This window comes from Natronosalvus halobius, from assembly GCF_024138145.1.
GTDB lineage: Archaea > Halobacteriota > Halobacteria > Halobacteriales > Natrialbaceae > Natronosalvus > Natronosalvus halobius.
The window spans coordinates 2,770,403-2,795,307 of sequence record NZ_CP099997.1; the positions used below are offsets into that span (position 1 = coordinate 2,770,403).

Below are 24,905 nucleotides of genomic sequence, written 5' to 3' on the forward strand. Positions count from 1 at the left end.
GCCATGAGCGTTCGCGAACTGACCCGCGACCTCGTCTCGATTCCCAGCCACCAGGACGAGGGGGCCGCGGGCGACTACGTCGAGGACTGGCTGCGACGTGAAACCGATGCCAACGTCACGCGAGACGAAGTGGGGAACGTGATCGCTCGCCGGGGAGAAGGCGGAGCGTCGCTGGCACTCGTCGGTCACCACGACGTCGTCGCCCCGGCGCCCTCACAGCTCGAGGGCGGCGGGTACGTCGTCGACGAACGCGACGGGCGTCTCTACGGACGCGGCGCGGCCGACATGAAGGGGGCCGTCGCGGCGGCGATGCTCGCGTTTCAGGCTGCCGACCCCGCTGGCGAACTCGTCTTCGCGAGCTTCGTCGGCGAGGAGGTCGGCGGCGTCGGCGCCCGCCACGCCATCGAGCACGACTTCGCCCCCGACTACGCGGTCGTCGGGGAGGGGTCGACGAACTACTCCCGCCTGGACGTGACCGACGTCGCGGTGGCCCACCGGGGTCGTCGCGGGAGCACGATCACCGCCCGCGGGACGGCGGCTCACGCCAGCGAACCCGACGCGGGCGAGAACGCCATCTATCGCGCGGTCGACGCCGTCGACGCAATCCGAAATCTCGAGCCGCCAACGGTCGAGGTCGCGGGCGAACCGCTCGAAGGCCACGTCACCGCCACCGAAATCGACGGCGGATCGGGGATCAACGTCGTCCCCGACTCGTGTACCCTGACGGTCGACGAGCGAACCGTCCCCGGCGAGCGTGTTGACCTCGAATCCGTTGCGGCTCTTCCAGGAGTCGAGTGGACCGTGGACCAGGACTTGCCGCCGATGCGCTGTGAGGACGACGGATTCGCCGAACGAGTGCTCGAGGTGGCTCGAGCGGTCCAATTGGACGCGTCGAACCCGCCGGAACTCGTGACGAAACCCCACGCCACCGACGCCGGCTGGCTCGCCCAGGCCGGCACCGAGTGCGTCGTCTACGGCCCGTCTGAACCCGGCGAGGCGCACACGGCGACCGAGAGCGTCTCGATTCGGGTGCTCGAGCGCTGCCTCGAGACGTACCAACGGCTCGCGTCTACGGGGTGGAAGCGAGGCGGGTGAATTACTGGCCGATGCGACAACTGACAGGAGGAAAGATATCGAGTGTGTTCGCCTATCCGAGGAAGTACCGCGTCCACGGATAGCGCTCGACGAGCGGCTGGCCGTCGACCTCGTACTGCTCGATGTAGGCGTCGAGTCCGAGGATGCGGCCGGCACCGAAGGCGGCAACCGACAGGAAGACGAGCATGTACGCGAAGTCACCGTTGATGTAGCCGTGAGCGATGTCCCAGTTACCCAGGTAGAACATGAGCATCATGAACGCGCCCCAGAAGGCCGCCAGGCGCGTCAGGACGCCGAAGATGAGCCCGAGGCCGATGAGAACCTCTCCCCACGGGACAGCGACGTTCACGAAGTCGACGAACCAGCCAGTCTCGCCCATCGCGACGAACAGGTCCGCGGCAGGGCTCCCATTGTTCGGTGCCGCTCCCGTGAGATAGCCCGCCGCGCTGAACTCTCCGGAGAGGACCTTGTCGAATCCGCTCTGGAAGAAGGCGAGCCCCATCATCAGTCGCAGCGCGAGGATGAACCAGACGCTGAGAGTGTGAAGCTTTCCGGTCGCCGTGTATCCTGCAACTGTGCTTTGCAGTCGTACTTCTTCTGTTGCCATGGTTGAACAGTCGTCTGCTGAACCATTAAACGAGGGGACCAATTCCCAATACGTGGTATTCGTCTCCTAGGCTCGTTTCCTCTGCTCGAGACGTCGCCAGCGCCGCCTCGAGGCTGGTGCCGAAACCACGAGGTTGATAGCCCGCCGCAAGTATTGCAGTGACATGGCGACAGTCTCGGATTCGGAGACGGAGACGGAAACGGACGCGTACGACGAACTTCTCACGCGTACCGAACGCATTACGAACGTCGGCAACGCCGCCGGCGTTCTCCGGTGGGACCAGGAGGTCGTGATGCCCGAAGGTGGCACGCCAGCGCGAGCGAAACAGCTCTCGACGCTCTCAGCGCTCGGCCACGAACTGCTGACCGACGAGCGAACCGGCGAACTGCTCGAGGAACTCGAGGATACCGAACTCGACGAGGAGGGAGAAGCCGTCGTCCGCGAAATCCGACGGCGGTACGACCGGGCGACGAGCGTTCCCCAGGACCTCGTCGAGGAGATCTCGGAGACGACCGCGAACGCCCATCCGACGTGGGTCGAGGCCAAAGAAGAAGACGACTTCTCGATCTTCGAACCGACGCTCGAGAAACTGGTCGACCTGCAGAAGCAGTACGCAAACCACATCGACCCGGACGCCGACCCCTACGCGGTGCTGTTCGCGGAGTACGAACCCTACCTCGAACTCGAAACCGCCGAACGCGTCCTGGAGCGCCTGCGCGACGAACTCGTGCCGCTGCTCGAGGCCATCGACGACTCCGATACCGAAATCGAGACCGACGCCTTTGCGGGAACGTTCGACGACGAGGACCAGGAGGCGCTGGCGCGCGACGTCCTGGACTCCCTGGGCTACGACTGGGGCCGCGGTCGTCTCGACACCGCCCCGCACCCGTTCTCGACGGGCACTCAGTTCGACGCGCGCGTGACGACTCGCTTCGACGAGAACGACCTGCTGGGGTCGATCACGTCGACCATCCACGAGTTCGGCCACGCCAACTACACCCTCGGGCTTCCCGACGAGGGGTACGGCACCCCGCTCGGTGAAGCGCGGGACCTGACCGTCCACGAGTCCCAGTCTCGACTCTGGGAGAACCACGTCGGTCGCTCGCGCCCATTCTGGGAACACTTCCTGCCGATCGCTCGCGAGCGCTTCCCAGAACTCGAGGAGGTCTCCCCGGAGGCGGCCTACGAGGCGGCCAACCAGGTCTACGACGACAATCTCATCCGGGTCGAGGCGGACGAACTCACCTATCACCTCCACATCGTCGTCCGCTTCGAGATCGAACGCGACCTGATCTCGGGCGACCTCGAGGTGTCGGACGTGCCCGAGGCCTGGAACGACAAGTACGAGGAGTACCTCGGGGTCCGCCCCGAAACCGACGCCGAGGGCTGTCTCCAGGACATCCACTGGAGCCACGGTTCGTTCGGGTACTTCCCGACGTACTCGCTGGGGTCGGTGCTCGCCGCGCAACTGTACGCCGCCGCCCAGGACGAATTGGGCGACCTCGACGACCGCGTCCACGAGGGCGATTTCGCCGACCTCAACGGCTGGCTCCGCGAGGAGATCCACGCCCACGGCAAGCGCTACACCACGCCCGATCTGGTCGAGGAAGCCACGGGTGAGGACTACACGGCGGATTACTTCCTCGAGTACGCGAAAGACAAGTACGGCGACCTGTACGATCTCGAGGACTACTGAGGCTGAACCGCTCTCGAGGCCGGCTGAACGGACGCCAGTAATCCCGTATTGTGCCCGACGTAAGGCGATTTTTCGTCCTCGTAAGCCGGGGCTACTATACCCCTTTTCCAATAGAAGCGCTTTAGGGGACGTAACTCCTTGTACGTCTGTATGTCCCAGCGACAGGGCGCAGACCTCTCCTACGAGGACGGGGCGCGTGCGGTCGAACTCGCACGCGAATCCGTCGAATCCTACGTACGGCACGGCCAACGAGAACACCCGGGAAGCATGCGCGAGACCTTCTACGAGCGCACCGGTGCGTTCGTCCGGCTCGAATCCACCCGCGGTCGGGGCAGCCTCCGGGGCTGTGCCGGCGGCTATCGTTCGGGCGAACAGCTCGGTCACGTCATCGTCGACGCGGCGATCGAAGCCGCGAGCGGCGACTCCTGTGGCTCGGAGGTGACGCCCTCGGAACTCTCGAACCTGACCGTCTCGGTCTGTACAGTTCGGAACATCCTGCTCACCGACGACCCGCTCGAGGACCTCGAACTCGGTACTCACGGCGTCGCCATCGACGGCGGCGGCAACGCGGGGTGGCTCTACCCGACGATTCCGGTCGAGAACGGCTGGAGTGCCCGCGAGTACCTCGACCGAACGTGCCGCAAGGCCGGACTCCCCCCAACGGCCTGGCAGGACGACGACGTCGTCGTCACCCTCTTCGAGGGACAGGTCTTCCGCGAGCGCTCGAGCGACGGGAGCATCGAAGAACTGTAACCTCTCCCGTCGCGTCCGTCCTGGCTCGATGTGGCCCGCGCTCGGTGGCCAATCGCCGGACAGACGCGCGTGGGAGGTGGCGCCTTCGGGAGGCGTCCACCAGGGGAGGGGGACACTACACTTTTTATAGCGAGCGGCGCATCGAAGAATCCATCGACGAACAGCATTTGACGCGTCGCCTGGCGCCTCGAGTCGGCAGTGAGGATGGACGGCTGACGGGTGAGACGAAGCGGATTTCGACTGGTAAAGTGTCGAATGCTCGCGGAAGGCTGTTGGAAGCCTTCGTCGTCCGTCGGAACTCGCGTAATCACATACGACGGCTGTCCCGAGGAGCTGTCGTTCTCGTGCACGCACGCCTCTGTCGCTGGTCGAGCCACTCTCGAGTTCACGAACGCGGTCTCACTATCGGCGACCAGCGACCAGCACTCGCCGTGGAACGGTACGACATCGGGGTTTCCGATTCTCGAGTCGTGAAATTCGATACGAGTTGCTAGGCTGAGGTCACCCAGCCGACGTATGGCGGTTACAGCCGCTTAGCTGCGACGTATGACAATGTTCAAACCCCATATAGTTAGATATAAATACTGTTTAGATAACCGTAATCTAATACTATGAAAAGGGATTGGGATAGAAAATTACTCGCGATCGTTTTCTCGGTCCTGTTGATAACTGGTACTGTCGCGCCGACGGTGATGGCATCATCGGCGACCGAACCGCCCAGTGGGCCGGCCCCCACAGCACACCTTGCCGATACGGACAGAACAGTAGGGGAAGAACCGATCGCTCAGGATGGCGACTACGAAACGGCACTCACGTACCGGAATATTGCCAAGGAAACGTTACAGGGGAGCGATCTGCGTGGAAAGAGCAAGGAACGGCTCCTGGACGATCTCAATGGGACGTACGCGTTCGTTCTCGACGAAAACCGTGTCGACTCGAGCGCCGTCTTTCACGCCGATCGCACGCTCGTCGCACGGACCCAGCAACGTCACCCGGAGGTCGCGGCATATGTAGCGACCGCCGACGCACACCTCGCGACGACGGCGATCGCCGACGCAGAGCGCGTCGCCGATCAACTGGTGGCGCGAAACGTGTCGTTCGACGAGGCGATCGTTCGGGCGAACATCACGGCGGCGCGAACCGCGTACGAGAACGGACTCGACCATCAAGAAAACGGGCGGCTCGTCGCGGCGGTTGTCGAGTACGAACGGGCGTGGACGAACGCCCAGTACGCCCTGGCACGGATGGACCGCGCAGTCGACCCGATCGTCGAGATCACCCACCGCGAGGATCCGCCACACGACGGCAACCTCACGTACTCGGTCGACGGAACCGTGTACGACGTGCACACGGCGAACGTGAACGCGACGGTCGCCATCGGCGGCGAGGAGCGCGAACTGGTGTTGAACGGCAGTACCGTTCCCGGAACCGTGGCCACGTTTAACGACACTCTCTTGCTCGAAGAACAGGTGAACACCGTCACCGTCACGGCGGAAAATCCCGCGGGAACGTTCGTTTCCGTCGACGCCACGCCTGCAACGGATGCCCGATCGACTGAGGAACGGTCGGACAAGAAGGGGCGTGGGAACGGCGATGAGAACAGGGGCGGAAACGGCAACACCAACGATGACAAAAAGGGTAACGCGAAAAATACCGGGGGCCACAACACTGACCACGAGGTCGCAACCGATTCCGCGCCCGCTATCGAGATCGAACGGCCACAGCGAGGCGCTGACGAACTCTTCCTCGATGCCGACGGGCTGCCCGACTGGTACGAACTCGAGGTGACGGGAACGGCCCCGCTCGACCCGGACAGCAACTCGACGTTCACGGACGCAAACGAGTCCGACCGGGGACTGCTCGACGGGCAGAAGGACCTCGACGGCGATGGGCTGATCACCTACGAGGAGTACTGGATCGGCACCGATCCCCTGGACCCGGACACGAGCGGCGACGGTCTCGAGGACGGCTGGCAAGTCTACGTGTCGGGAACCGACCCGCTGGTGAACGACTCGTTCGACGACGGCGTTCTCGACCGCGACCGCGACCTCAGCGGTGACGGGTTGACGCTGCTCGAGGAGCAAGCCCACGGAACGAATCCGCACGTTCCGGATACGGACGGGGACGGGCTGACGGATTACGCGGAGATACACGTCCACGGAACCGATCCACTGGTTCGGGACACGAGCGGCGACGGACTCACGGACGGCGAAAAGGTTCGCCTCGAGCTCGATCCGCTGGCCAACGACACGGCCCCGGACGGGACGCCCGCGAGCGAGCAGACGTTCACGACGGAGACGACCGACGAGGACAGCGGGGTGACCGTTGCAGCGACTGGTCAGGGTGTCGTTGCCGACGAAATTAGAGTGACGAACGTCAGTGACGGATTGGACGCGGCCGATCCAGTCGCGGGACCGATGGTTCGGATTACGAACGATACCGCCTTTGAAAGTGCGACGGTCGAACTCCCGATCGAGGAATCGATCACCGACGCTGAAAATATCACGGTCATCAAGTGGGATCCGTCGACTGACGATGGATGGAGGCCCGTCGACACGACGGTCGACGAAACGAATCGAACCGCGACAGCAACCGTTGGCTCGTTCTCGTACATCGTGCCAATTTACGGGGGCGGTACCGGGATTGGCAGTTGGCGGGTCACCGAATCGCCGGGCTGGCCGGTTCTCGAGGATTTCCAGACACTCGAGGGGTGGACGGCCGACGGCGACGTCGATCAGGTTGACGGCGTCGCCAAGGTGGGAAGCGGGTACGAGGTCTACGTTAGTGACCACAGCTCATCGGAAAACGTCGGCATCCTGGAGATCCCGACGTGTGATAAGTACCCCGACCTGGAGAATTGTGTGCCGACCGGTGGGGACGATGACGACGACAGCGACGGTGATAGTGGTGGCGACGATGATGGCAGCGACGACGGTGATAGTGGCGATGATAGTGGAGACGGCAGTGATGACGAGGATAACGATGGTGACGATGATGGTGGAGACGGCAGTGATGACGACGATAACGACGGCGACGATGATAGTGGAGATGGCAGTGATGACGACGACCACGAGCCTGTTCCGACAATATCGACCCTCGAGCGAACGGTATCGCTGTCCGAGGCGGAAACGATCCACTTCGACACGCGGTTGCGCGGAACCGGAGACGCCGAACTCAGGCTGATCGGTGACGACCGGACGAGAACGGTCTCTGCTCATTCGGACTGGCACAACACATCGCTCAGAGTCTCTGATTTCGCCGGTCAGGAGGTGACCGTCCAGCTCCGGGCCGAGAACGACGACGAACTCGAGGTCGACTACGTGAGCTTCCTCGAGGACACTGCGGACACCGGTATCCCCGACGAAGTCCAGACGATGCCCCTCAGGATGCGTCATGGCCCACCGGGCGTTTTCTGGTCCCCTCTCGACCTCGATCCGACAGTTGCGGACACGAGCGGCGACGGGCTGACCGACGCCGAGGTCATCGACCTCGAGTGGGATTTCGTCAGGTCCGACCGAGGCGACGGTGCCTGGGACCTCAAAGCCGTGGTTAACGGTGCTACTGCCCACCCCGCTCGCACCGACACCGATGGCGACGGCCTCTCGGATTACGAAGAACTCGAGATCTGGGGGACAAATGCGTTCCTGGAGGACACGTCGGGTGATGGTTTCAACGACCTCGTGGATCCGGCCCCGCTCGAGGTGACGACGCCACCGGAGGTGCGCTACGAGACGGAGTCGCTCGCGTGGGTGTACGAGAACGAGCTACGCGTCGAGGCTCGAGGGGACGATGGCGCGAGTGAGATCGCCGAAATCGAGATGGAGAAGTTCGTCGATCCGTGGGGGCGAAGCTCCGACTGGCAGACGGCGTCGATCGAAGAGATCGACGATACCGGCGAGTGGTACACGACGCGCTTTGACTTCCGTGACGAACGGTATCGATCGAACGTGAAACCGGATACGGTCATCGTGACCGTCACCGACATTGACGGTAACCAGCTGGTGATCGAAGACGATAGAAAAAGCGGGACGACCAAGCTGTACGCTGGCTTCGCGGCTGCCGGTACCGCAGGTGCAAAGACGGTCAGAGCCACCAGACCGGTCGCGTCTCTGGGCCTCCATGGGAGAGTCGCGGTCGCGGTTTCTGTCGGCGCAGTGGCGGGTGGCACCTTCGCGCATTCGCTGGCGACGTCGACGACCTACAGCGGCGAGGAGGTTCACGAGACCTATCCGATGCCCGTGCCGCCGACGCCAACCGAAGGTACCTGGGAGACGCCAGAGGGGCTCGAGATCACGCTCCCAAGCGGGGCAGTCTACGAACACGAGATCCACGACCACGAGCGCCGCCACGGCTGGGAGCAGGTCAAACAGCTGCCGGGCATCGAGCAACCTGGCGACGTCGGTCAGATCATCGAAGCGCCCAACGCGATCGTACAGGACGGCCGGTATACGCTAGTGATCGGGGACAATCTCGGCGGTGATGGACAGGTCGTGGTACGAGTGCTCGAGGGGCTGATCGTCTCAGCTGCAGAAATTGTCGAAGATCCCACCGGAAAACACGTCGAAATCGACCGTACGGACAATCATCCAGTACGGGACGATGGAAACCACATTCGCGATTACGAGGTTGTCAAGCAGGTTATTCGAAACCCGGATCAGATCTATCAGAACGGGCAAAATCGGCTCTACGCCAAACAGATCGACGGACGTTGGTATACGGTCAGAGCGTACGAGCACCCAAGCGGAATCATCACAATCGGCACATCTGTTATTTACGATAGCCGTAAGATGCTTGACCAATTCCTTGAGGATAAGGGCTATCCCGAGGAGCCAGTATACGAGTCAGATTAATGGGAAGCACAATGGTAGGATTATTATGAGTGATGGGAACGAAACTGAACAAGTTGATAAAATCGGGGCAGTCACTCAAACCATTAGTGACTGCAAAGTATATGCACGAACGAAACGTCGGGCGGGCGAACTCGAGACTGCAGGGATGTACTATGTGGCTGGGGGCCATGGCTCGTTGATGCAGTTCCGGAGATTGCCCAGCGATTTGACTGATCCCAATACAGTTCCTTCACCGAGACCGTATGCGTTCGGGTCTGCAATCAGATATCTGTTACTCGGTACGCTGTGTTTCCGCCTCGCGGGAGCACTCGATCGCTGTCGCTATCACTGCGAGCAAGGGGAGGCAATCGTTTCGGGCGTGCTTGAGGAGCCGGTATTCACGACGGAGGCACAGATCGGGCTCTGTCACGAGCTACGGGGTGACTTTCGGCTGATAGGCGGTACCGGGAACCACGACGACGAGTACGCGCTGGCCGCCGAGAGATACGAGAAAGTGGAAAACGATCTCGGCTGGTCGATGGAAAGCGAGTTCGAAGACGTCATCCAAATCCCGCTCGAGCTGGCCGACTCGGTCGGCATGGGCGTCGACGATGATCGCCGAAACGAACTCATGTATCTCTCGCTCGAGGAGCGAATCGCGTACAAACGCCATACGTACCCCGAAATCATTGATGCCGTGGTGGAAGCAGGTAACTGGAAATCCGACGTGTTGTAATCGCCATCGATACTCGAGGACTGGACTCGGATCCCTTTTGTGGTGATCCTTGTTTCGGCCCTCGATTCGGCTATCATGTCTTCGGCCGTTCCCCGCTGTTGTTGCTCTTTTCTCCTCCGCTCGCATCCACTCCGCCGTCGACGGCCTGACCGATCGCCAGCAACTCGAGGGCTGGAAGATCCACGTCGTCGACGAGCACCGCCACGCCGAAGCGATGATGGAGGCGCTCGCCGACCCGGACGACGACCGCGACCTGGGGCAGTTCTTCACCGAACGACCGGTGAAGGCGAACCCGCTGATCGACGACACCGACGGCGACGGATTGAGCGATGCCGAGGAGTTCGAGTTGGGGACCGATCCCGAGCTTCGGGATACGACTGGTGACGGAATTTCGGACCGAGACGCTCTCGAACTCGACAGGGAGGATCCGACAGTGTTCACGGTAACGCCACCGGAAGCAAAATTATTAAAAATAAACCAAGAGCTGGAATACGGAGAATACTATATTCCAGAATATCAGGTAGAGTATCAATATTAGATCAGTGATCCCGCTGGCGTGGCAAGTGCTGAACTCAGGCGTGATGGTGCGAGATTTGACGAGAAAACGTATTCTGGTAAGAAGTCGGAAATCGACACCTCGACGTTCAAGTCGACCCTCGAGATCGCTCTCACTCCGTGGCGAGGCTCGCTGACGACGATCACCGTCGAAGACGTCCACGAGAACATAGGAACCGAGACGCTGTACTACAAACACCCGTACGCGGTCAAATTAGCGACCGAACTCAACTCGCCCGAGGAAGCAGGGGTTCTGACCGGTGTTACGATGGGTGCGGCCGAGTTGCCTGATTTCTTTCGCCTGGTTCGGGAGGAGCCCCATGAGATGGCGATGGTGATGGCCGAGTTCATCGGGGAGATGAATCGGGCCGCTGTGGATCCGAGGCGGAATCCCTGGGTCGAGATCGCGAAGGATCTGCCACCGAGCATCTATCACGATCAACAGCAGGCGAATCCGTATCCAGCTCCCTCGAGCGATCCACTCGAGTCGTTCTCGACGTGTCTGGGAACGCTCGGCTACTCTGACGGCGACCACCTGGGGCTCAGCGAGGATGAGTTTACCCACTGCCAGTTCGCCAACGGCTGGTATTCGGGCTACAGCGCGTTCCTCGTCATCGAGACGGTCGTCGGCGACAAAGGGCTCTCGAAAGGGGCGACGAGTGCGAGCGACGTGGCCACCCAGCTGCGGCGGGCCTCGGACGACCTCGAGAGCGTCCTGCCGGCGGTTCGGTCGGGGCAGTCGATGCGGACGACCCAGATCAGTCATCGACTGCTCACCGACGGTGGCCGGCAGCTAGACGATCTGTCGCCACAGTTCCGGACGGCCGGGAAAACCGCCCAGGGGGTCAAGCGATTCGAGGCGGTCGATCAGCGAACTCTGAATCGACTCGATAGCTCCCAGCGAACGGAGCTCCTCCACCATTTGGCCGATGCGCCGAACGGCCACCGCGTAATCAACGACCTGGGGCTACACCGAACCGAGCAATTGTTCAGACTCTCCTACGATGGCGTCGACACCGTCCAGTTCCGGGCGAACATCCTCCAACACGGTGATGCTATTAGTCAGCCGCGCCTCAACCAGTATATTGACGACGCGACGACGGCACGTTCACACGCCACCATCCGGAACCCCGAGGGGCCCGTTGTTGAGGCCGCTCGCGAGGGGATTGCCCCAAGCCAGATCAGAGGGCAAGCCGGCGAGGCCAAGAGTGCCGTCCGGTACGCTGACGAGGGTGCAGATGTAACTGTCGAACCTGGAAAGGGTGACTACGATTTGGCCGTTATTCGAGATGGACGAACGGAGTACGTGGAGGTGAAAACCCCGGCAGTCGGTACATCAATCAACCGTAACTACTGGCTACGGCAAACAGAGTCGATGAACAAGAAGTTTGACAATACTGACGATCTCGCTCGCAAGGATGCTGTCCTTGAAGTCCAAACTACGAGAGGAATCTCACAACTAGACGATGCAGTGTCAGAACTAAACGAATTGGTAGAGACTCCTGGGATCACGACGAACTTCGGGGAAATACGCATCCATTCGACGAACGCGGACACGAGGATTGTCAAAATAGACTCCGTATGAGTGAACCTAACAAGAATCACGTCGCCGTACATAGGGATCGAGAGGTAATGTACTGGGCGTTCATCATGCCATCGAGAGTGGAAACTTGCGAAGCACAGGCCAACGAGATGGTAGCCCGGTGCGAGACGCTCTTCGAAACCTTCGAAGACTTCATCGTCCCCACGGAGATCAACTATGCCATTGGCAGGTTTCCACCGGGCCAGCGCCTCCTAGTCGGAGTGAGTATGAATGAGTATCTCGAAACTATCGAGCGAGAACTGCGAAACGAATCCGGGATCACTGTCGAAGCATTTCGAGATTCGACACACGTGGACGAATCGGGATCACGATGGATCCCCCGCGTCGCGTTCGACGGGACTGAGGTGAAGGTGCGGCTGAACGACGGTGACGTGGCCGCCTCAAGACGCAGTAACACAGTTGAGTACCGTAAGGACGAGCCGCTCAATAACGATCCAACGCAAGATCCACTTGAACTGTCGGTACTGCATGGTTCGAATACCGACAATTACGATACCGATGCGGGGTACGTTACGAGCATTATCGTGGCACCAATGAGTGACATTTGGTTCGAAGAGTCGGATATCGGAACGATGAATCGGCGACATCTCACTGCATTCCTCGAACGGATCGAAAACACGTTCCCCGTCGTGGATGTCGAACGGACGTCCGAGTGGTTGCCCCTCACTGCCCTTGAGGCGGTGTACTAAACAGAACCCAGTGGCGCTGTTATATCGCTACTCAATAGTAATGGCGTCAAATATCCGTATTGAGTTCCAATAGAAGCCATCTCCTCGCATGCTGACAAATTTTCGAAAGTTCATTTTTTGTCACTTTCTAGTTCAGCGTCTCCGCCGCAGGCGTTCGTCTATCTAACACTGGATTCGGTTTTTCATCCGGGTTCGTTCTTACGCTATTGAGTTCAAGGCTGTGAATCACCTGCTGTCGCCACTCAGTTACGACAGGCCTCGGACGCCCTCGAGAGTGTCCTGCCGGCGGTCCGGTCGGGGCAGTCGATGCGGACGACCCAGGTCAGTCACCGGCTCGTCCCTGACGAAGGGAACCCGCACATCGATACACCGGCGGTCAGGACCGGGTTACAGGAGCGGGGCTTCTCGCCCGGGAAACAGAAAGTAGCGGTCACGAGGCTCGACGAACTCTCGGGCACCCACCTTAGCCACCTCTCCTCGAGCGAGCAGACCGCACTGGCAGCCCGGCTGGCGAACAGCGCCGACGGGGACGCCGCGGTCCGGTTCGTCAACGACCTCGAGCACGCGAGTGACGTGCGGTATTTCCTCGACGAGGAACTGGCGACGACGAACCGGCTGGTCGACTTCCACGCGAACAAGCATCGCACGACGGGTCAGACTCGAGGCGTCTCGAACCGTCATCTCAATCCAGAGCTCGAGGCGAACGACTTTGTCCACGTCGCGCGAAACGGCGACGTGAACGAGGTTCATGTGATGTGAAAGGATCCGACGAATTCCAGGATCGGGGTAGTGTTCAGTGGCTCGAGGAAGGTGATGCCTCGCGCGGCCTTGAACACATTAACCAGAGACATGTCACTGAAGATCAATTTTTAGCGATCGAAGGTATCGACACGCTAGACGACGTGACAAATTCTATATACGTTACGATCAAGAGCGGAAAATCACAGAGAATTCCGAGTAGTGACGGCGGTGGAACAGCGTACGTGCATCGATATACACTAAACGACGAAATCACTGTGATCGTGGGGGACAATGGTTACGTTGTGACCGCACGCCCTGGTGCGTACCCATGAGAGCATCAGTCGACGCGGAGATTATCGGCACGGAGATCGAGGCGGAATACCAGGGAAGCATCTACGAGCGAACGGTGAAAATCAACGCAGGTAGCACGATTCTCGAAGTATTCGAAGGAACGAACATCATCACCGACGACGATACCGGATCGACTGTCGGATTGGAGTTGTGCGCTCGATTGATTCGAGATGTCGAACGAGTATCGACGACCGAACTCGGCATCTACCAAGCGCCGAACCGAGATTCGAAGTGGTCCGTGACGATCATCTGCCGAATCGTAGAAACTGGTGTCCACCCAGCGTTCGAAGATCGAGATACACCGATGGTTTTCACCGACATCGGTACCGGATCGATTCTGCTTGAATCAACCCCGGAACTGCTCGAACGGGTTGACCGAGATTGGAACGTAAATGAAGACGTGATTCGAGTCCATTGCGGAAGAATTGACGTCATCGGCAGACACTGACGGCTAGTGGATGTTGATGATGACAGTCGTGGATTGAAAGGAGACAGCAAACCAAACAGTACGCCGCTATCTCGTAATTACCATCAATATCGAACGTCGTAGATGGCTCGGAAATGCGCGTGGTGACTGGTAACGACGCCACCGGAGGTGCGCTACGAGACGGAGTCGCTCGCGTGGGTGTACGAGAACGAGCTACGCGTCGAGGCTCGAGGGGACGATGGCGCGAGTGAGATCGCCGAAATCGAGATGGAGAAGTTCGTCGATCCGTGGGGGCGAAGCTCCGACTGGCAGACGGCATCGATCGAAGAGATCGACGATACCGGCGAGTGGTACACGACGCGCTTTGACTTCCGTGACGAACGGTATCAATCGAACGTGAAACCGGATACGGTCATCGTGACCGTCACCGACATTGACGGTAACCAGCTGGTGATCGAAGACGATAGAAAAAGCGGAACGACCAAGCTGTACGCTGGCTTCGCGGCTGCCGGTACCGCAGGTGCAAAGACGGTCAGAGCCACCAGACCGGTCGCGTCTCTGGGCCTCCATGGGAGAGTCGCGGTCGCGGTTTCTGTCGGCGCAGTGGCGGGTGGCACCTTTGCGCATTCGCTGGCGACGTCGACGACCTACAGCGGCGAGGAGGTTCACGACACCTATCCGATGCCCGTTCCGCCGACGCCATCCGAGGGTACCTGGGAGACGCCAGAGGGACTCGAGATCACGCTCCCGAGCGGGGCGGTCTACGAGGATCCGATGGGCCAGGGACACGACCGTGGCTTCGGCTGGGAGTACATCGAGGAAACGACCGATCTGACCGTCGGCGAAATCGGTCACGCCGTCGAGAACGCGGAGAAAGTCGTCGACGACGGTGAGGTACGGTACATCATCGGTGACGGGTATTCGGAAACTGATCGAGTGATTCTCTCAATCATCGGTGGGACAATCGTTACGGCGAGTGCCTCGAGCGCGTACAACGAGGATTGTGGAGCGACGGTCAGGTTTGACGAAAGTGGTAATCCCGAGCACGCACTTCGTGACGGGAAACCGATCGACGAAGTCACGACCCTCATCGAGGTTATCGAAAACCCGACGCGAATCGTGGACGCTGGGTCGAAGCGCTACTATATTCTAAAATTGGGGACGAATAGAGTAATTATGGTGTCTACCCGACTCTACGACCAGGCGTATCAAGCGTTGAGAACAACATTAACCGGAAAGGGGCCTGATAATGCGTTCAGGACTGTGGACGAAGCGATGGAGGAGATCGAACGAAAACATAGTGATTACAAGATTGTTCACGATCCAGAAAATGGTATCGAGTGTTAATATGACCGGATCCAATAATGAATCGTGTATGCGCAAAGCATTTACACTTCGAAAAAATGGGAAGCTAATCGACGCGGGTGAGCACTTTACGAGGGACGCGTTCGAACGCTTTGGGGACGGTTTCTCCGGAATGTTTGGCGTCCAGGTTGCTGGCGGTGTTGTCAATCTGTTACGGGCTGCAATCTGTTATCGGGTCGGTGGCCGAATGGATCGTTGCAGGAACCGCTGTCGCATGGGAATCCTTATCGCCGAGGAAATGATTGACCGCGTGTTCGCTGCAGATCCCCTCGAATACTTCTACGACCAGGCGCGAAGAGGCGTCTGGTACGAGTACATCGGTGACTTCCGGTGTATCGGTAACTTCGGAGATCCGACATCAGCGTACGACCAGGCGAGGGAGGTCTACGAAGCGGCGGACGATCCTGATACATGGTATAGTGAGCAGGAGCACGGCTATACGATGGCGGTGTTTCGAGAAGTGGCAAGGGGAGTCAATCGCGATCCTGGTCCAATAGATGATATGGAGAACGATATGACGCTCACTGATTGGGTTTCCTTCAAGGAAGATGCCTATCCGTCACTCCTCGACGACCTCACCGAGCGCGGAGACTGGTCTTGACCAGCGCTACAAAAATATAGTGAGGCTCTCCGATCCAGAGTCCGCCGAAACGTGTCTGTAAGCCTTCGCCGACCGAAGAACTCGCTTTTCTACACACGACAGTCAAATCAACCCGAGGATTTACGATCACGCACTCAACATTTCGAGACGAAATATGGCAACTGTTGACGAGACTGCCATCGACGCATCAGACGCCTACGATCGGCTTCTCGAGCGATCCGAGAAGCTGACGAACGTCCGGATGGCGTCGATGGCGCTGGGGTGGGATCAACGGGTGATGATGCCCGAAGGGGGAACGCCGGCGCGAGCGGGGCAACTGTCGACGCTCTCGTCGCTCGGACACGAACTACTGACCGCTGACGAGGTGGCGACGTGGCTCGAGGCGCTCGAGTCCGATGGGGTGACGCGGGATACGGGTAACGCCGAATCTGTGGACGGCCTCACCGACGAGCAGGCGGCAGTCGTCCGCGAACTCCGCCGGGAGCACGACCGGGCGGTCGACGTCCCGGCCGACCTGATCGAGCGGCTGACGGCCCACCAGGCCGAGACTCAGCAGGTCTGGCAGGAGGCGAAGGCGGCCGACGACTTCGAGCGGTTCGCGCCGGCGCTCGAGGAACTCATCGCCCTCCACCGCGAGCGCGCGGCGGCGATCGACCCCGCGGAGAACCCCTATCGGGTGCTCTACGAGGATAGTCTGCCGTACCTGCCGCTCGAGACGGTCGAGCGTATCTTCGACGAGTTGCGCGAGCACCTCGTTCCATTGATCGACGAGATTCAAGAGCGAGGTCGTGAGTTGCCGACGCCGTTCGCGGGCCACACCTACGACGAGGAGACCCAGATGGCGCTCTCGGAGGCCGTCCTGGACGTGCTGGGCTACGACCGAACCCACGGCCGTCTCGACACGGCTCCCCACCCGTTCATGTCCGGCAATCAGTTCGACGCCCGGATCACGACTCGCTTCCGGGAGGACGACCCGCTCGACGCGCTGACGGCGACGATTCACGAGTTCGGTCACGCGACCTACCAGCTCGGGCTGCCGAAAGAGCAGTACGGGAACCCGCTCGGCTCCTCACTCTCCTCGGGCGTCCACGAGTCCCAGTCTCGCTTCTGGGAAAATCACGTGGGCCGGACGAAGGCGTTCTGGGAGCTGATTCTCCCAACCGTCAAAGAGCGCTTTCCCCACCTCGAGGACGTGACCGTCGACGAGGCCTACGCGGCGGTCAACCGGATCTACCCCGAGAACCTGATCCGGGTCGAGGCGGACGAACTCACCTACCACCTGCACGTCATCCTCCGGTGTGAGATCGACCGGGCGTTCGTCGAGGGGGACCTCGAGGTCGTCGACGTCCCGCAGGTCTGGAACGACAAGATGGACGACTACCTCGGGGTCCGACCCGAGACCGACGCCGAGGGCTGTCTCCAGGACACCCACTGGTCGTACGGCTTCGCCGGCTTCCAGGGGTACACGATCGGGAGCGTGCTCGCGGCCCAGCTCGACGCCGCGATGCGCGAGGACCTCGAGGTAGACGCGCTCGTTCGGGAGGGGGAGTTCGACCCCCTCCGCGAGTGGATGACCGAGCACGTCCATCGTCACGGCCAGCGCTACCCGACCGAGGAGTTGATCGAGGTGGCGACGGGCGAACCGCTCACCGCCGAGTACTTCCTCGAGTACGTCGACGAGAAGTTCCGGACGCTGTACGGTCTGTAGCGCTGGTGCCCTGGTCTGAGCGGGAACCACGAGCGACCCTGTGTATGCCGGGCGAGTGCTTCTTTCTCCTGGCACCCTGACTCGAGTATGCGCGTCTCGATACCGGGGATGCCGGGCATCTACTACGACACTGACGCCGAATCGACGGCGGTCACCCTCGCGCTCACTGCGGCGGGCCGCCGAGCGCCGAAACCACACGGGTACGCCGTGCAGGCGCTTCCGTACCTCTGGGGCTTCGATGTCGACCTCAACGACGTGCCGCCGGACCATCCGCTGCAGTATCTCCACCCGGACGGCGCCCGGAGCATCCAGGAGTTCGCCCCTGACGAGAACCTCGAGCGGCTGGCGGGCGACGCCGACCGACTCGGTCGGGTCCTGTGGGCGATCAACGAGGAGACGGAGCGGGGCATCGAGCAGTTGATCGGTAAACGGCGCGAGGAGGAGACTCGAGGGACGACGATCGAAATCGAGTCCGGTGAGTCCGGGGACCGCGATCGGGACCAGAATCGAGGTCAAGACCGGGGCCAGGATCAGCGTACGAAACGACCTCGCGCCGACGAGTTCGGAGAAGACGTCATCGAACCCGGACCCGACGCCGACCCCGACCCCGACGTCGATCCCGACTCCAGCCACGAACCGGACTCCGACCCTCGAGCGTAGTCATTGTTCGCAGCCACTGTTCGGATGACTTCGCCAGAGAGAATCCACGAGTATCGGCTGCTGTCGAACGTTCTGCCGAGAAAATCGCCTACACCTACAGCCGCGGCAAGAACGCGTACAACAGCAACCCGAACGCGAGGTGCTGGAGCATCGTTTGCTCGACGGTCGTTCGGACGTAGTCCTCGTCGGCGATGGCGTACTCCTTCGTGCGGACCTTCGCGTGCATCGAGAGCACACCCTCGTCCTCCAGCTCGTGGAGGCTCGGGTAAACCGTCCCGGGGCTGAGTTGGGCACCGAAGAGGTGCGTCAGATCCGAGAGGAGTTCTTTGCCGTGGGTTTCGCCGTGGAGCGAGATAAGCATGAGGAGAATCTCGTCGAGGTTCTCCTTGATGATGGCGTCGTCGAACTGGACATCGTCGGTCGGGAGCGCACTCGTGACCTCCGCCATGAGTTCGTCGAGTTCGCGCTCGACGGCCCGGCTGTCTTCTTTGGTCGTCCCGATCGTGATATCGTACTGTGCTGACTGCCCTGCCGCAGTCGCCGCGCTCGAGAACTGCTCGAGGACGGACTTCGTATTGGGGGATTGCTCACGCATTTTCGAACACCTGGGGGGTTCACGAGCGAACGCACCACCCTTCCCCACGCACGGGAGAACGGTTGGATTGATTCCATTTTCGATCGTGAATTACTCAAGCAGATGAACTACCACGTAATAAAGAAAGTGGCCGATTCTTGCCGGTATGAAAACCGATTGTCCGAGATCGAACGTTGCGTTACCAGCGCTCAGGCACCGGCTGAGGGGGCTTACGGGCGAATTTCAAACTCATATGCGAAATAGCATATGTCGTCCATCTCGACGGTCGAATCTAGACGGTCAGCGTCGTCGAGAAAATAACTATTCGCCGTCAGGAAAGGCTCGTCGCCTCGTCCTGGATGATGCTCACCATCTCGCTCGGCTGACTGGAGTCTTCCTCCTCGTCGTCCAGTCTGCGCTCGACGCGACGTTCGGCCATCCGCGCGATCATCACGTGCTCCTCGAGGTCGTCCCCGCTGATCTTCGAGATGTACTCGAGGCTCTGAGCGTGTGCGCCAAAGAGCGTCCCCGACAGCGATTCGAGGGGGTACTCGAGGCTCGCGGGTTCGTCGTAACGACGGTTGTGGATCTCGCCGAGTGAGAGGCCGCGCAGGTAGGAGGTCATCTGCTTGCGGACCAGCGGGCTGATCCACCCGAGGGTTTCGTAGTATCGCAGGCAGTTGAGCGCGCCGGTGGTGCCGAATGTCTCGCCGAGGTAGCGGGCCCACTTGATCGTCGCGTCGGCGTGGGCCGAGGACTGTTCGAGCGATTCGAGGTACGGGGTGGGGGTGGGGGATGACATGATGGGGGTGTGGGGTGCCTGGCCGCCTGGCTGCGTGTCTGTTGGGTTCTTCGCCGGAGCAGGCATGAACATTCCCGTCATTTCGAGCGGTGAGTCGAGCGATGAGTCGCGGACGGCGGTGCTCGGCTTCGCGTCTCGGGTGTGAGCCTCGCTCACACGACGTCCCAACATCTGCAGGGTTCGGAAGGGTTTACCCGTTGCACGCGATTGACTCGCGTATGAAGATTCTGGTCACAGACCCCATCGACGACGCGGGTCTGGACGTACTTCGCGACGCCGGCCACGAGGTCGAGACGGCCTACGAACTCGAGGGCGAGGCGCTCCTCGAGGCGGTTTCGACGGCACACGGATTGATCGTGCGCTCCGGGACGGAGGTCACACGCGGGGTCCTGGAAGCGGGCGAGAACCTCGTGATCGTCGGGCGGGCGGGTATTGGGGTCGACAACATCGACATCGAGGCAGCCACCGACGAGGGGGTCATCGTCGCCAACGCGCCGGAGGGGAACGTTCGCGCGGCGGCCGAGCACACGGTCGCGATGACGTTCGCCGCCGCCCGCTCGATCCCGCAGGCCCACGCCCGCCTGAAGGACGGCGAGTGGGCCAAGAGCGAGTTTCTCGGGACCGAACTCAACGGTAAGACCCTCGGCATCGTTGGCCTCGGTCGCGTCGGCCAGGAGGTCGCGAAGAAACTCGACGCCCTCGGCATGGACCTCGTCGCCTACGATCCCTACATCTCCGAGGAGCGCGCCGACCGCCTCGGCGCCGAACTCGTCGACCTCGAGACCTGCCTCGAGCGCGGCGACTTCCTGACGATCCACACCCCGCTGACCCCGGAGACGGAAGGGTTGATCGGCGACGCCGAACTCGAGCGTTTCGGCCACGGCTACCTCGTGAACGTCGGTCGCGGGGGCATCGTCGACGAGGACGCCCTCGCGGCGAAGGTCGAGCAGGGAGTGGTGGCGGGTGCGGCGCTCGACGTCTTCCGCGAGGAACCGCTCCCCGAAGACTCGCCGTTGCTGTTCGTCGAGGACGTCATCGTCACGCCCCACCTCGGCGCGTCGACCGAGGCCGCCCAGGAGAACGTGGCGACATCGACGGCCGAACAGGTCGTCGCCGCCCTCGCGGAGGAACCCGTCGCGAACGCGCTCAACGCCCCCTCGATCGACGAGAGCGCGTTCCCGCGCCTCGAGCCCTACATCAACATCGCCGAGACGGCGGGCAAGATCGCCGCCCAGGTGCTCGACGCTCGCATCGAATCCATCGAGGTGCGCTACGAGGGCGACATCGCCGAGGAGGACGTCGAGTTCGTCACCGCCTCGGCGCTGAAGGGCGTCTTCGAACCGCTCGAGTGGCAGGTCAACGCCGTGAACGCCCCCCAGATCGCCGAGGACCGGGGCGTCGACGTGACCGAGTCCAAGAGCCGCCAGAGCGAGGACTTCCAGAGCCTGATATCGGTGACGGTCTCGAGCGGCGACGACGCGATCACGGTCGACGGCACCCTGTTCGCCGGCGACGACCCGCGGATCGTTCGCATCGACGACTACCGCGTCGACGCCATCCCCCACGGGAAGATGGTCGTCACCCGAAACACGGACGAGCCCGGCGTCATCGGCCTCATCGGGACGGTGATGGGTGCCCACGGCGTCAACATCGCGGGGATGTTCAACGCCCGGGAGGCTCACGGCGGGGAGGCCCTCACCGTCTACAACGTCGACGGCGAGGTGCCTGGGGAGGCGAGGCAGGAACTCGAGGCCGACGAGCGGATAATCAGGGTTCGGTACATCACGCTGAACGGGTAGTCGTTCGCTGACGATTCCATATTCGTTTTCGGCCGTCGTCGTTCGAGTCGTTCGAGTCGTTCAAGTCGTTCGAGCTGCCCTCGAGCGTATTACCGAGATTACGGGTATCGACTTCTTCTCGCTGGCCTGTCGGGTTCCTTGGACTGCGTCTTCGAGGTACCGTCACAATTATTGTATTTGTGGGCTACTTAATTGCATGGACTACAAGGATCTGGTAGTCATCGCATCCGCCTTTTTGGGCGGGACGTTCGGGGGCACAGTCGGTGGACCTCTCGGAGTAGGCGCGGGTATCGTCGTCGGTGCTGGGGTAAGTGCAGTCTGGGCCTACGAAACCGACCTGCGAAAATATACTGGAAACGTCGCAAATCGCCGTGAAAACGATCGCTGACGTCCACGACGGATAGCGCACCTACGCGAACTTCTGCACGGTGACCTCGAGCGTGTCCAGGTCAACGATGGGCGCATAGCCGGAGTCGGGGTCGATGTTGACGCTCTTCTGAAAGTCCGTCTGGGCCTGCCAGCACCCGGAGTTGATCGCGAGCACGTTGTGGTACTTCCCGAATCCGAGCTTGTGAACGTGGCCGGTGTGGAAGATGTCGGGCACCTCGTCGATGATCAGGTGGTCCTTCTCCTCGGGGGCGAGGCGGGTGTGGCCCCCGAACTGGGGCGCGACGTGGCGCTTTTTGAGGAGGTGGTACATCGCCTTGTGCGGGTCGTCGTAGCTCGCCTTCTCGGCCGGCAACTCGGCGATGACCTCGTCCAGGCTGACGCCGTGGTACATCAGGACGGAGACGCCCTCGACGGTGACCATCGCGGGGTTGCTCACGATCTGTGCGTCGTGGGCGGTCATGATCTCGCGCAGGTTCTCGTCGAACCCGGGCTGGGGCTCGGCCAGGCGAACCGCGTCGTGGTTGCCCGGGATCATCACGATCTCGAGGTCGCCCGGAACCTGCTTGAGGTACTCGCTGAAGCGCTCGTACTGGTCGTAGATGTCGATAATGTCGAGTTCCTCGTCCTGGTTCGGGTAGATCCCGACGCCCTCGACCATGTCGCCGGCGATGAGCAGGTACTCGACGTGCTGGGCGTCCTCGGTGTGGAGCCAGTCGGTAAAGCGGTTCCAGGCGTCGTGCATGAACTCCTGGCTGCCGACGTGGACGTCGCTGATGAGCGCCGCCTGGACGTGGCGGTCGGCCGTCGAGGGCTGGTGGGTCCGGGGGACGTCCGGAAAGTACATGGAGTCGACGAAGGCGATGCCCGCGTCGTCCGAGAGCGTTCCCTCCATCGCGAGCACCTCGTCACAGAGCAACTCGTCGACCAGGTCGGCGTAGTCGCGGTCTTTCATCACCAGCCACGGGAAGGTACCGGTGGCGTCCTCGAGTTCGATCAGCCAGTGGCCGCTGGCCGTCGAGCGAATGTCGTTGACCAGCCCGACCATCCCGACATCGCCGCCGCCTGGCATCGCCTGGATGGCGGTCGCCGGGCGATGGTTGACCCGGCCCCGGAGTTTGCCGCCGAGGCGCTCGAGGCGGTCGCGAAAGACTGCCACGAAGTCCTTGTACTCGCCGGTGCCGGTACTCTCGCCGGTCATGTCGTTGGTGACGTGGATCGACTGGCGACTCGTGTCGAGGGGCGTCCTCGGATCGGAACTCCCCTCCGTTTCGACTGGAACGCTTCCCTCGCCCTGTGGCGATACGTTGGGCCCGGTTCCAGTCGAAACAGGGGGGTCCTGGCGAGCGGGCGTCGGCTCGGTCCCAGCGGGCTGGGCGTCCGTTTGCGCATCGAGCACCGTTCTGACGTCCTCGGTTCGGAGGACGAGCGCGTTCTCGGGGGCGGCGTCGATAGCGCGTTCGAGGGCGTCGGCGGGGTCGTCCGCGGTGGCGATGAGCGTCACGGCCTCGCGGTCAGCGTTGTAGCCGCGGCTCGTGAGTTCGCTGACGATTCGGGCCGGCCCCTCGAGTGGCACGTCCTGCGTATTCGCGAGTAACGATAAAAGGATGGCGGATACGACTGTCCGCTCGAGGGACGATCTGTCGGCGTGGGAACGAGACTCACCCTCGAACAGAAAATTGATTGCCGCGTCCCCCAAACCGGGAGTCGATGAGCGGTGACGGCGGCGACGACGAACGCGAGAACTCGAGTGAGCGCGCCGACCGCACCGGGCCGGAACGCCCGAGCGACCGGGCGGACGGCGATCAGTCGAGGGACGATGGTACCGAACGGGCCGACTCGAGTCGACCACCTGCGGAAGACGACTCGAGTGCGGGCCGAAGCGACTCATCGTCGCCGGCGCGGGCGTCCGGCGATGGTGGCGATAGAGACGGTGTCGGTAGCGGTGGCGACAGCGTTGCTAGCGGCGGCAGCGGTGGCGGTGACGTCGGTAACGCAAGCGGTGACAGCGATGGCGGTGTCGGTATGTCCGAAGGCCAGTCGACGCTCGCCAGCCAGACGGTCCGGGAGCGCGACCGGCCGCCCCAACGACGGGCGCGGCCGGACGACGACCGGGTGACGATCGAAGACGACGGCCCGATTCGCTGGTTCCTCCGGACCAACAATGGCACCGTCGTCGCCGTCCGCGACGTGCTGAGCAGCGTCGCGCTCGTAGCCGTCATCGGCCTGGTGCTCTTCGGCGTCAGCGGCATCTGGCCGCCGCTGGTCGCCGTCGAGAGCGGGAGCATGGAACCCAACATGGAGCGCGGGGACATGATCTTCGTCGTCGCCGAGGATCGGTTCGCCGGCGACGATCCGGTCGACGGGACGGGAATCGTCACCCGTGAATCGGGTCTCGAGAACGGCCACGAGAAGTTCGGCGGGGCCGGTGACGTGATCATCTTCCGACCGAATGGCAACGCGGGTGAGACGCCGGTGATCCATCGCGCCCACTTCTGGGTCGAGGCCGACGAGAACTGGGTCGACGGACAGGCAGACCCGGAGTTCGTCAACGGCGCCAGTTGTGAACGGGTTCGGGCCTGCCCGGCACCCCACGCCGGGTTCGTCACGAAGGGCGATGCCAACAGCGGCTACGATCAGACGGCGAACGTCGGCGCCGACACGTCGGTCGTCAAACCCGAGTGGACCACCGGCAAGGGCATGTTCCGCATCCCGTGGCTCGGGCACGTTCGACTGGGCTTCGAGGAACTCTTCGCGTTCGCGGTAACTCCAGGAGTCTCGAGCACCCTCTCTCTCCTTTCACCGACACTCCTCGGGATGTTTGGCGCGATTGGATTCGCGTATCCGCCACGCTCGAGGCGACGCTGATCGTCCCGGCACTGATCGGCCGACCCGCGTGTCGTCTCGGTTCGTGTGGCCGCGTCGTA

At 61.7% G+C, this 24,905-nt stretch carries 22 protein-coding genes; 17 read left to right on the forward strand and 5 right to left on the reverse strand.

Going from position 1 to position 24,905, the window contains the following annotated elements:
• Positions 1–3 precede the first annotated feature (3 nt).
• On the forward strand, positions 4–1,095 hold the full coding sequence (locus NGM15_RS13485; RefSeq protein ID WP_253438091.1) for a M20 family metallopeptidase: 1,092 nt from the start codon (positions 4–6) through the stop codon (positions 1,093–1,095).
• A 52-nt stretch (positions 1,096–1,147) separates the two neighbouring features.
• On the opposite strand, the gene NGM15_RS13490 is transcribed toward NGM15_RS13485, so the two are convergent.
• Positions 1,148–1,702, reverse strand: coding sequence for a DoxX family protein (locus tag NGM15_RS13490; RefSeq protein WP_253431909.1), 555 nt, complete (start codon positions 1,700–1,702; stop codon positions 1,148–1,150).
• Positions 1,703–1,865: 163 nt separating this feature from the next.
• Between NGM15_RS13490 and NGM15_RS13495 the strand changes: the two genes are divergently transcribed.
• The 4 genes from NGM15_RS13495 to NGM15_RS13510 all read left to right on the forward strand — a co-directional run bounded on the left by NGM15_RS13495 (position 1,866) and on the right by NGM15_RS13510 (position 9,716).
• Positions 1,866–3,398 carry a carboxypeptidase M32 gene (locus NGM15_RS13495; protein ID WP_253431912.1) on the forward strand — a complete coding sequence of 511 codons (1,533 nt, stop codon included), beginning with the start codon at positions 1,866–1,868 and terminating at the stop codon, positions 3,396–3,398.
• Positions 3,399–3,548: 150 nt separating this feature from the next.
• On the forward strand, positions 3,549–4,151 hold the full coding sequence (locus NGM15_RS13500; RefSeq protein ID WP_253431914.1) for a TIGR00296 family protein: 603 nt from the start codon (positions 3,549–3,551) through the stop codon (positions 4,149–4,151).
• A gap of 692 nt (positions 4,152–4,843) precedes the next feature.
• Positions 4,844–9,001: a hypothetical protein gene (locus tag NGM15_RS13505; RefSeq protein ID WP_253431917.1), complete on the forward strand. Its 4,158-nt coding sequence runs from the start codon at positions 4,844–4,846 to the stop codon at positions 8,999–9,001.
• 358 nt (positions 9,002–9,359) lie between these two features.
• Positions 9,360–9,716 (forward strand): hypothetical protein, encoded by a 357-nt coding sequence (locus tag NGM15_RS13510; RefSeq protein WP_253431920.1) that lies wholly within the window; start codon positions 9,360–9,362, stop codon positions 9,714–9,716.
• A gap of 73 nt (positions 9,717–9,789) precedes the next feature.
• On the opposite strand, the gene NGM15_RS18740 is transcribed toward NGM15_RS13510, so the two are convergent.
• Positions 9,790–9,915, reverse strand: coding sequence for a hypothetical protein (locus tag NGM15_RS18740; RefSeq protein WP_256498871.1), 126 nt, complete (start codon positions 9,913–9,915; stop codon positions 9,790–9,792).
• 15 nt (positions 9,916–9,930) lie between these two features.
• On the opposite strand from NGM15_RS18740, the gene NGM15_RS13515 reads away from it, so the two are divergent.
• From NGM15_RS13515 to NGM15_RS13555, 9 genes are all read left to right on the forward strand, one after another.
• Complete coding sequence (locus NGM15_RS13515) at positions 9,931–10,254, forward strand: thrombospondin type 3 repeat-containing protein (protein WP_253431922.1); 324 nt, start codon at positions 9,931–9,933, stop codon at positions 10,252–10,254.
• A gap of 18 nt (positions 10,255–10,272) precedes the next feature.
• Complete coding sequence (locus NGM15_RS13520; protein ID WP_253431925.1) at positions 10,273–11,856, forward strand: hypothetical protein; 1,584 nt, start codon at positions 10,273–10,275, stop codon at positions 11,854–11,856.
• A 47-nt stretch (positions 11,857–11,903) separates the two neighbouring features.
• Positions 11,904–12,563, forward strand: a complete 660-nt coding sequence (locus NGM15_RS13525; protein ID WP_253431927.1) for a hypothetical protein — start codon at positions 11,904–11,906, stop codon at positions 12,561–12,563.
• 306 nt (positions 12,564–12,869) lie between these two features.
• Positions 12,870–13,322 (forward strand): hypothetical protein, encoded by a 453-nt coding sequence (locus NGM15_RS13530; protein ID WP_253431930.1) that lies wholly within the window; start codon positions 12,870–12,872, stop codon positions 13,320–13,322.
• The gene (locus NGM15_RS13535; RefSeq protein ID WP_253431933.1) at positions 13,319–13,636 is read left to right on the forward strand and encodes a hypothetical protein; all 318 of its coding nucleotides are present in this window, start codon (positions 13,319–13,321) and stop codon (positions 13,634–13,636) included. The genes NGM15_RS13530 and NGM15_RS13535 overlap by 4 nt, the downstream gene beginning before the upstream one ends.
• A gap of 614 nt (positions 13,637–14,250) precedes the next feature.
• Positions 14,251–15,429 carry a hypothetical protein gene (locus NGM15_RS13540; protein ID WP_253431936.1) on the forward strand — a complete coding sequence of 393 codons (1,179 nt, stop codon included), beginning with the start codon at positions 14,251–14,253 and terminating at the stop codon, positions 15,427–15,429.
• Positions 15,430–15,661: 232 nt separating this feature from the next.
• Positions 15,662–16,048, forward strand: a complete 387-nt coding sequence (locus tag NGM15_RS13545) for a hypothetical protein (RefSeq protein WP_253431940.1) — start codon at positions 15,662–15,664, stop codon at positions 16,046–16,048.
• Positions 16,049–16,202: 154 nt separating this feature from the next.
• Positions 16,203–17,756 (forward strand): carboxypeptidase M32, encoded by a 1,554-nt coding sequence (locus NGM15_RS13550; protein ID WP_253431943.1) that lies wholly within the window; start codon positions 16,203–16,205, stop codon positions 17,754–17,756.
• A gap of 87 nt (positions 17,757–17,843) precedes the next feature.
• On the forward strand, positions 17,844–18,416 hold the full coding sequence (locus tag NGM15_RS13555; protein ID WP_253431946.1) for a hypothetical protein: 573 nt from the start codon (positions 17,844–17,846) through the stop codon (positions 18,414–18,416).
• A gap of 94 nt (positions 18,417–18,510) precedes the next feature.
• On the opposite strand, the gene NGM15_RS13560 is transcribed toward NGM15_RS13555, so the two are convergent.
• Positions 18,511–19,011: a PadR family transcriptional regulator gene (locus NGM15_RS13560; protein ID WP_253431949.1), complete on the reverse strand. Its 501-nt coding sequence runs from the start codon at positions 19,009–19,011 to the stop codon at positions 18,511–18,513.
• A 310-nt stretch (positions 19,012–19,321) separates the two neighbouring features.
• Positions 19,322–19,792 carry a FlaD/FlaE family flagellar protein gene (locus tag NGM15_RS13565; protein ID WP_253438094.1) on the reverse strand — a complete coding sequence of 157 codons (471 nt, stop codon included), beginning with the start codon at positions 19,790–19,792 and terminating at the stop codon, positions 19,322–19,324.
• Between the two features lie 218 nt (positions 19,793–20,010).
• On the opposite strand from NGM15_RS13565, the gene serA reads away from it, so the two are divergent.
• Together serA and NGM15_RS13575 are read left to right on the forward strand one after the other, a co-directional pair.
• Positions 20,011–21,591 carry a phosphoglycerate dehydrogenase gene (gene serA / locus NGM15_RS13570; RefSeq protein ID WP_253431952.1) on the forward strand — a complete coding sequence of 527 codons (1,581 nt, stop codon included), beginning with the start codon at positions 20,011–20,013 and terminating at the stop codon, positions 21,589–21,591.
• Between the two features lie 196 nt (positions 21,592–21,787).
• On the forward strand, positions 21,788–21,979 hold the full coding sequence (locus tag NGM15_RS13575; RefSeq protein ID WP_253431954.1) for a hypothetical protein: 192 nt from the start codon (positions 21,788–21,790) through the stop codon (positions 21,977–21,979).
• A gap of 21 nt (positions 21,980–22,000) precedes the next feature.
• On the opposite strand, the gene NGM15_RS13580 is transcribed toward NGM15_RS13575, so the two are convergent.
• The gene (locus NGM15_RS13580) at positions 22,001–23,554 is read right to left on the reverse strand and encodes a DNA-directed DNA polymerase II small subunit (protein ID WP_253431957.1); all 1,554 of its coding nucleotides are present in this window, start codon (positions 23,552–23,554) and stop codon (positions 22,001–22,003) included.
• Positions 23,555–23,688: 134 nt separating this feature from the next.
• Between NGM15_RS13580 and NGM15_RS13585 the strand changes: the two genes are divergently transcribed.
• The gene (locus tag NGM15_RS13585; RefSeq protein WP_253431960.1) at positions 23,689–24,846 is read left to right on the forward strand and encodes a S24/S26 family peptidase; all 1,158 of its coding nucleotides are present in this window, start codon (positions 23,689–23,691) and stop codon (positions 24,844–24,846) included.
• Positions 24,847–24,905: the final 59 nt, after the last annotated feature.

Excerpts from the sequence above, each read along its gene's own strand:
- NGM15_RS13560 (WP_253431949.1), bottom strand. The coding sequence starts at position 19,011 with ATGCGTGAGCAATCCCCCAATACGAAGTCCGTCCTCGAGCAGTTCTCG.
- NGM15_RS13515 (WP_253431922.1), top strand. The coding sequence starts at position 9,931 with ATGATGGAGGCGCTCGCCGACCCGGACGACGACCGCGACCTGGGGCAG.
- NGM15_RS13485 (WP_253438091.1), top strand. The coding sequence starts at position 4 with ATGAGCGTTCGCGAACTGACCCGCGACCTCGTCTCGATTCCCAGCCAC.
- NGM15_RS13545 (WP_253431940.1), top strand. The coding sequence starts at position 15,662 with ATGGGAATCCTTATCGCCGAGGAAATGATTGACCGCGTGTTCGCTGCA.
- NGM15_RS13555 (WP_253431946.1), top strand. The coding sequence starts at position 17,844 with ATGCGCGTCTCGATACCGGGGATGCCGGGCATCTACTACGACACTGAC.
- NGM15_RS13525 (WP_253431927.1), top strand. The coding sequence starts at position 11,904 with ATGTACTGGGCGTTCATCATGCCATCGAGAGTGGAAACTTGCGAAGCA.
- NGM15_RS13490 (WP_253431909.1), bottom strand. The coding sequence starts at position 1,702 with ATGGCAACAGAAGAAGTACGACTGCAAAGCACAGTTGCAGGATACACG.
- NGM15_RS13505 (WP_253431917.1), top strand. The coding sequence starts at position 4,844 with ATGGCATCATCGGCGACCGAACCGCCCAGTGGGCCGGCCCCCACAGCA.
- NGM15_RS13500 (WP_253431914.1), top strand. The coding sequence starts at position 3,549 with ATGTCCCAGCGACAGGGCGCAGACCTCTCCTACGAGGACGGGGCGCGT.
- NGM15_RS13585 (WP_253431960.1), top strand. The coding sequence starts at position 23,689 with ATGAGCGGTGACGGCGGCGACGACGAACGCGAGAACTCGAGTGAGCGC.
- NGM15_RS13495 (WP_253431912.1), top strand. The coding sequence starts at position 1,866 with ATGGCGACAGTCTCGGATTCGGAGACGGAGACGGAAACGGACGCGTAC.
- NGM15_RS13565 (WP_253438094.1), bottom strand. The coding sequence starts at position 19,792 with ATGTCATCCCCCACCCCCACCCCGTACCTCGAATCGCTCGAACAGTCC.
- NGM15_RS13575 (WP_253431954.1), top strand. The coding sequence starts at position 21,788 with ATGGACTACAAGGATCTGGTAGTCATCGCATCCGCCTTTTTGGGCGGG.
- NGM15_RS13550 (WP_253431943.1), top strand. The coding sequence starts at position 16,203 with ATGGCAACTGTTGACGAGACTGCCATCGACGCATCAGACGCCTACGAT.
- NGM15_RS13530 (WP_253431930.1), top strand. The coding sequence starts at position 12,870 with ATGCGGACGACCCAGGTCAGTCACCGGCTCGTCCCTGACGAAGGGAAC.
- serA (WP_253431952.1), top strand. The coding sequence starts at position 20,011 with ATGAAGATTCTGGTCACAGACCCCATCGACGACGCGGGTCTGGACGTA.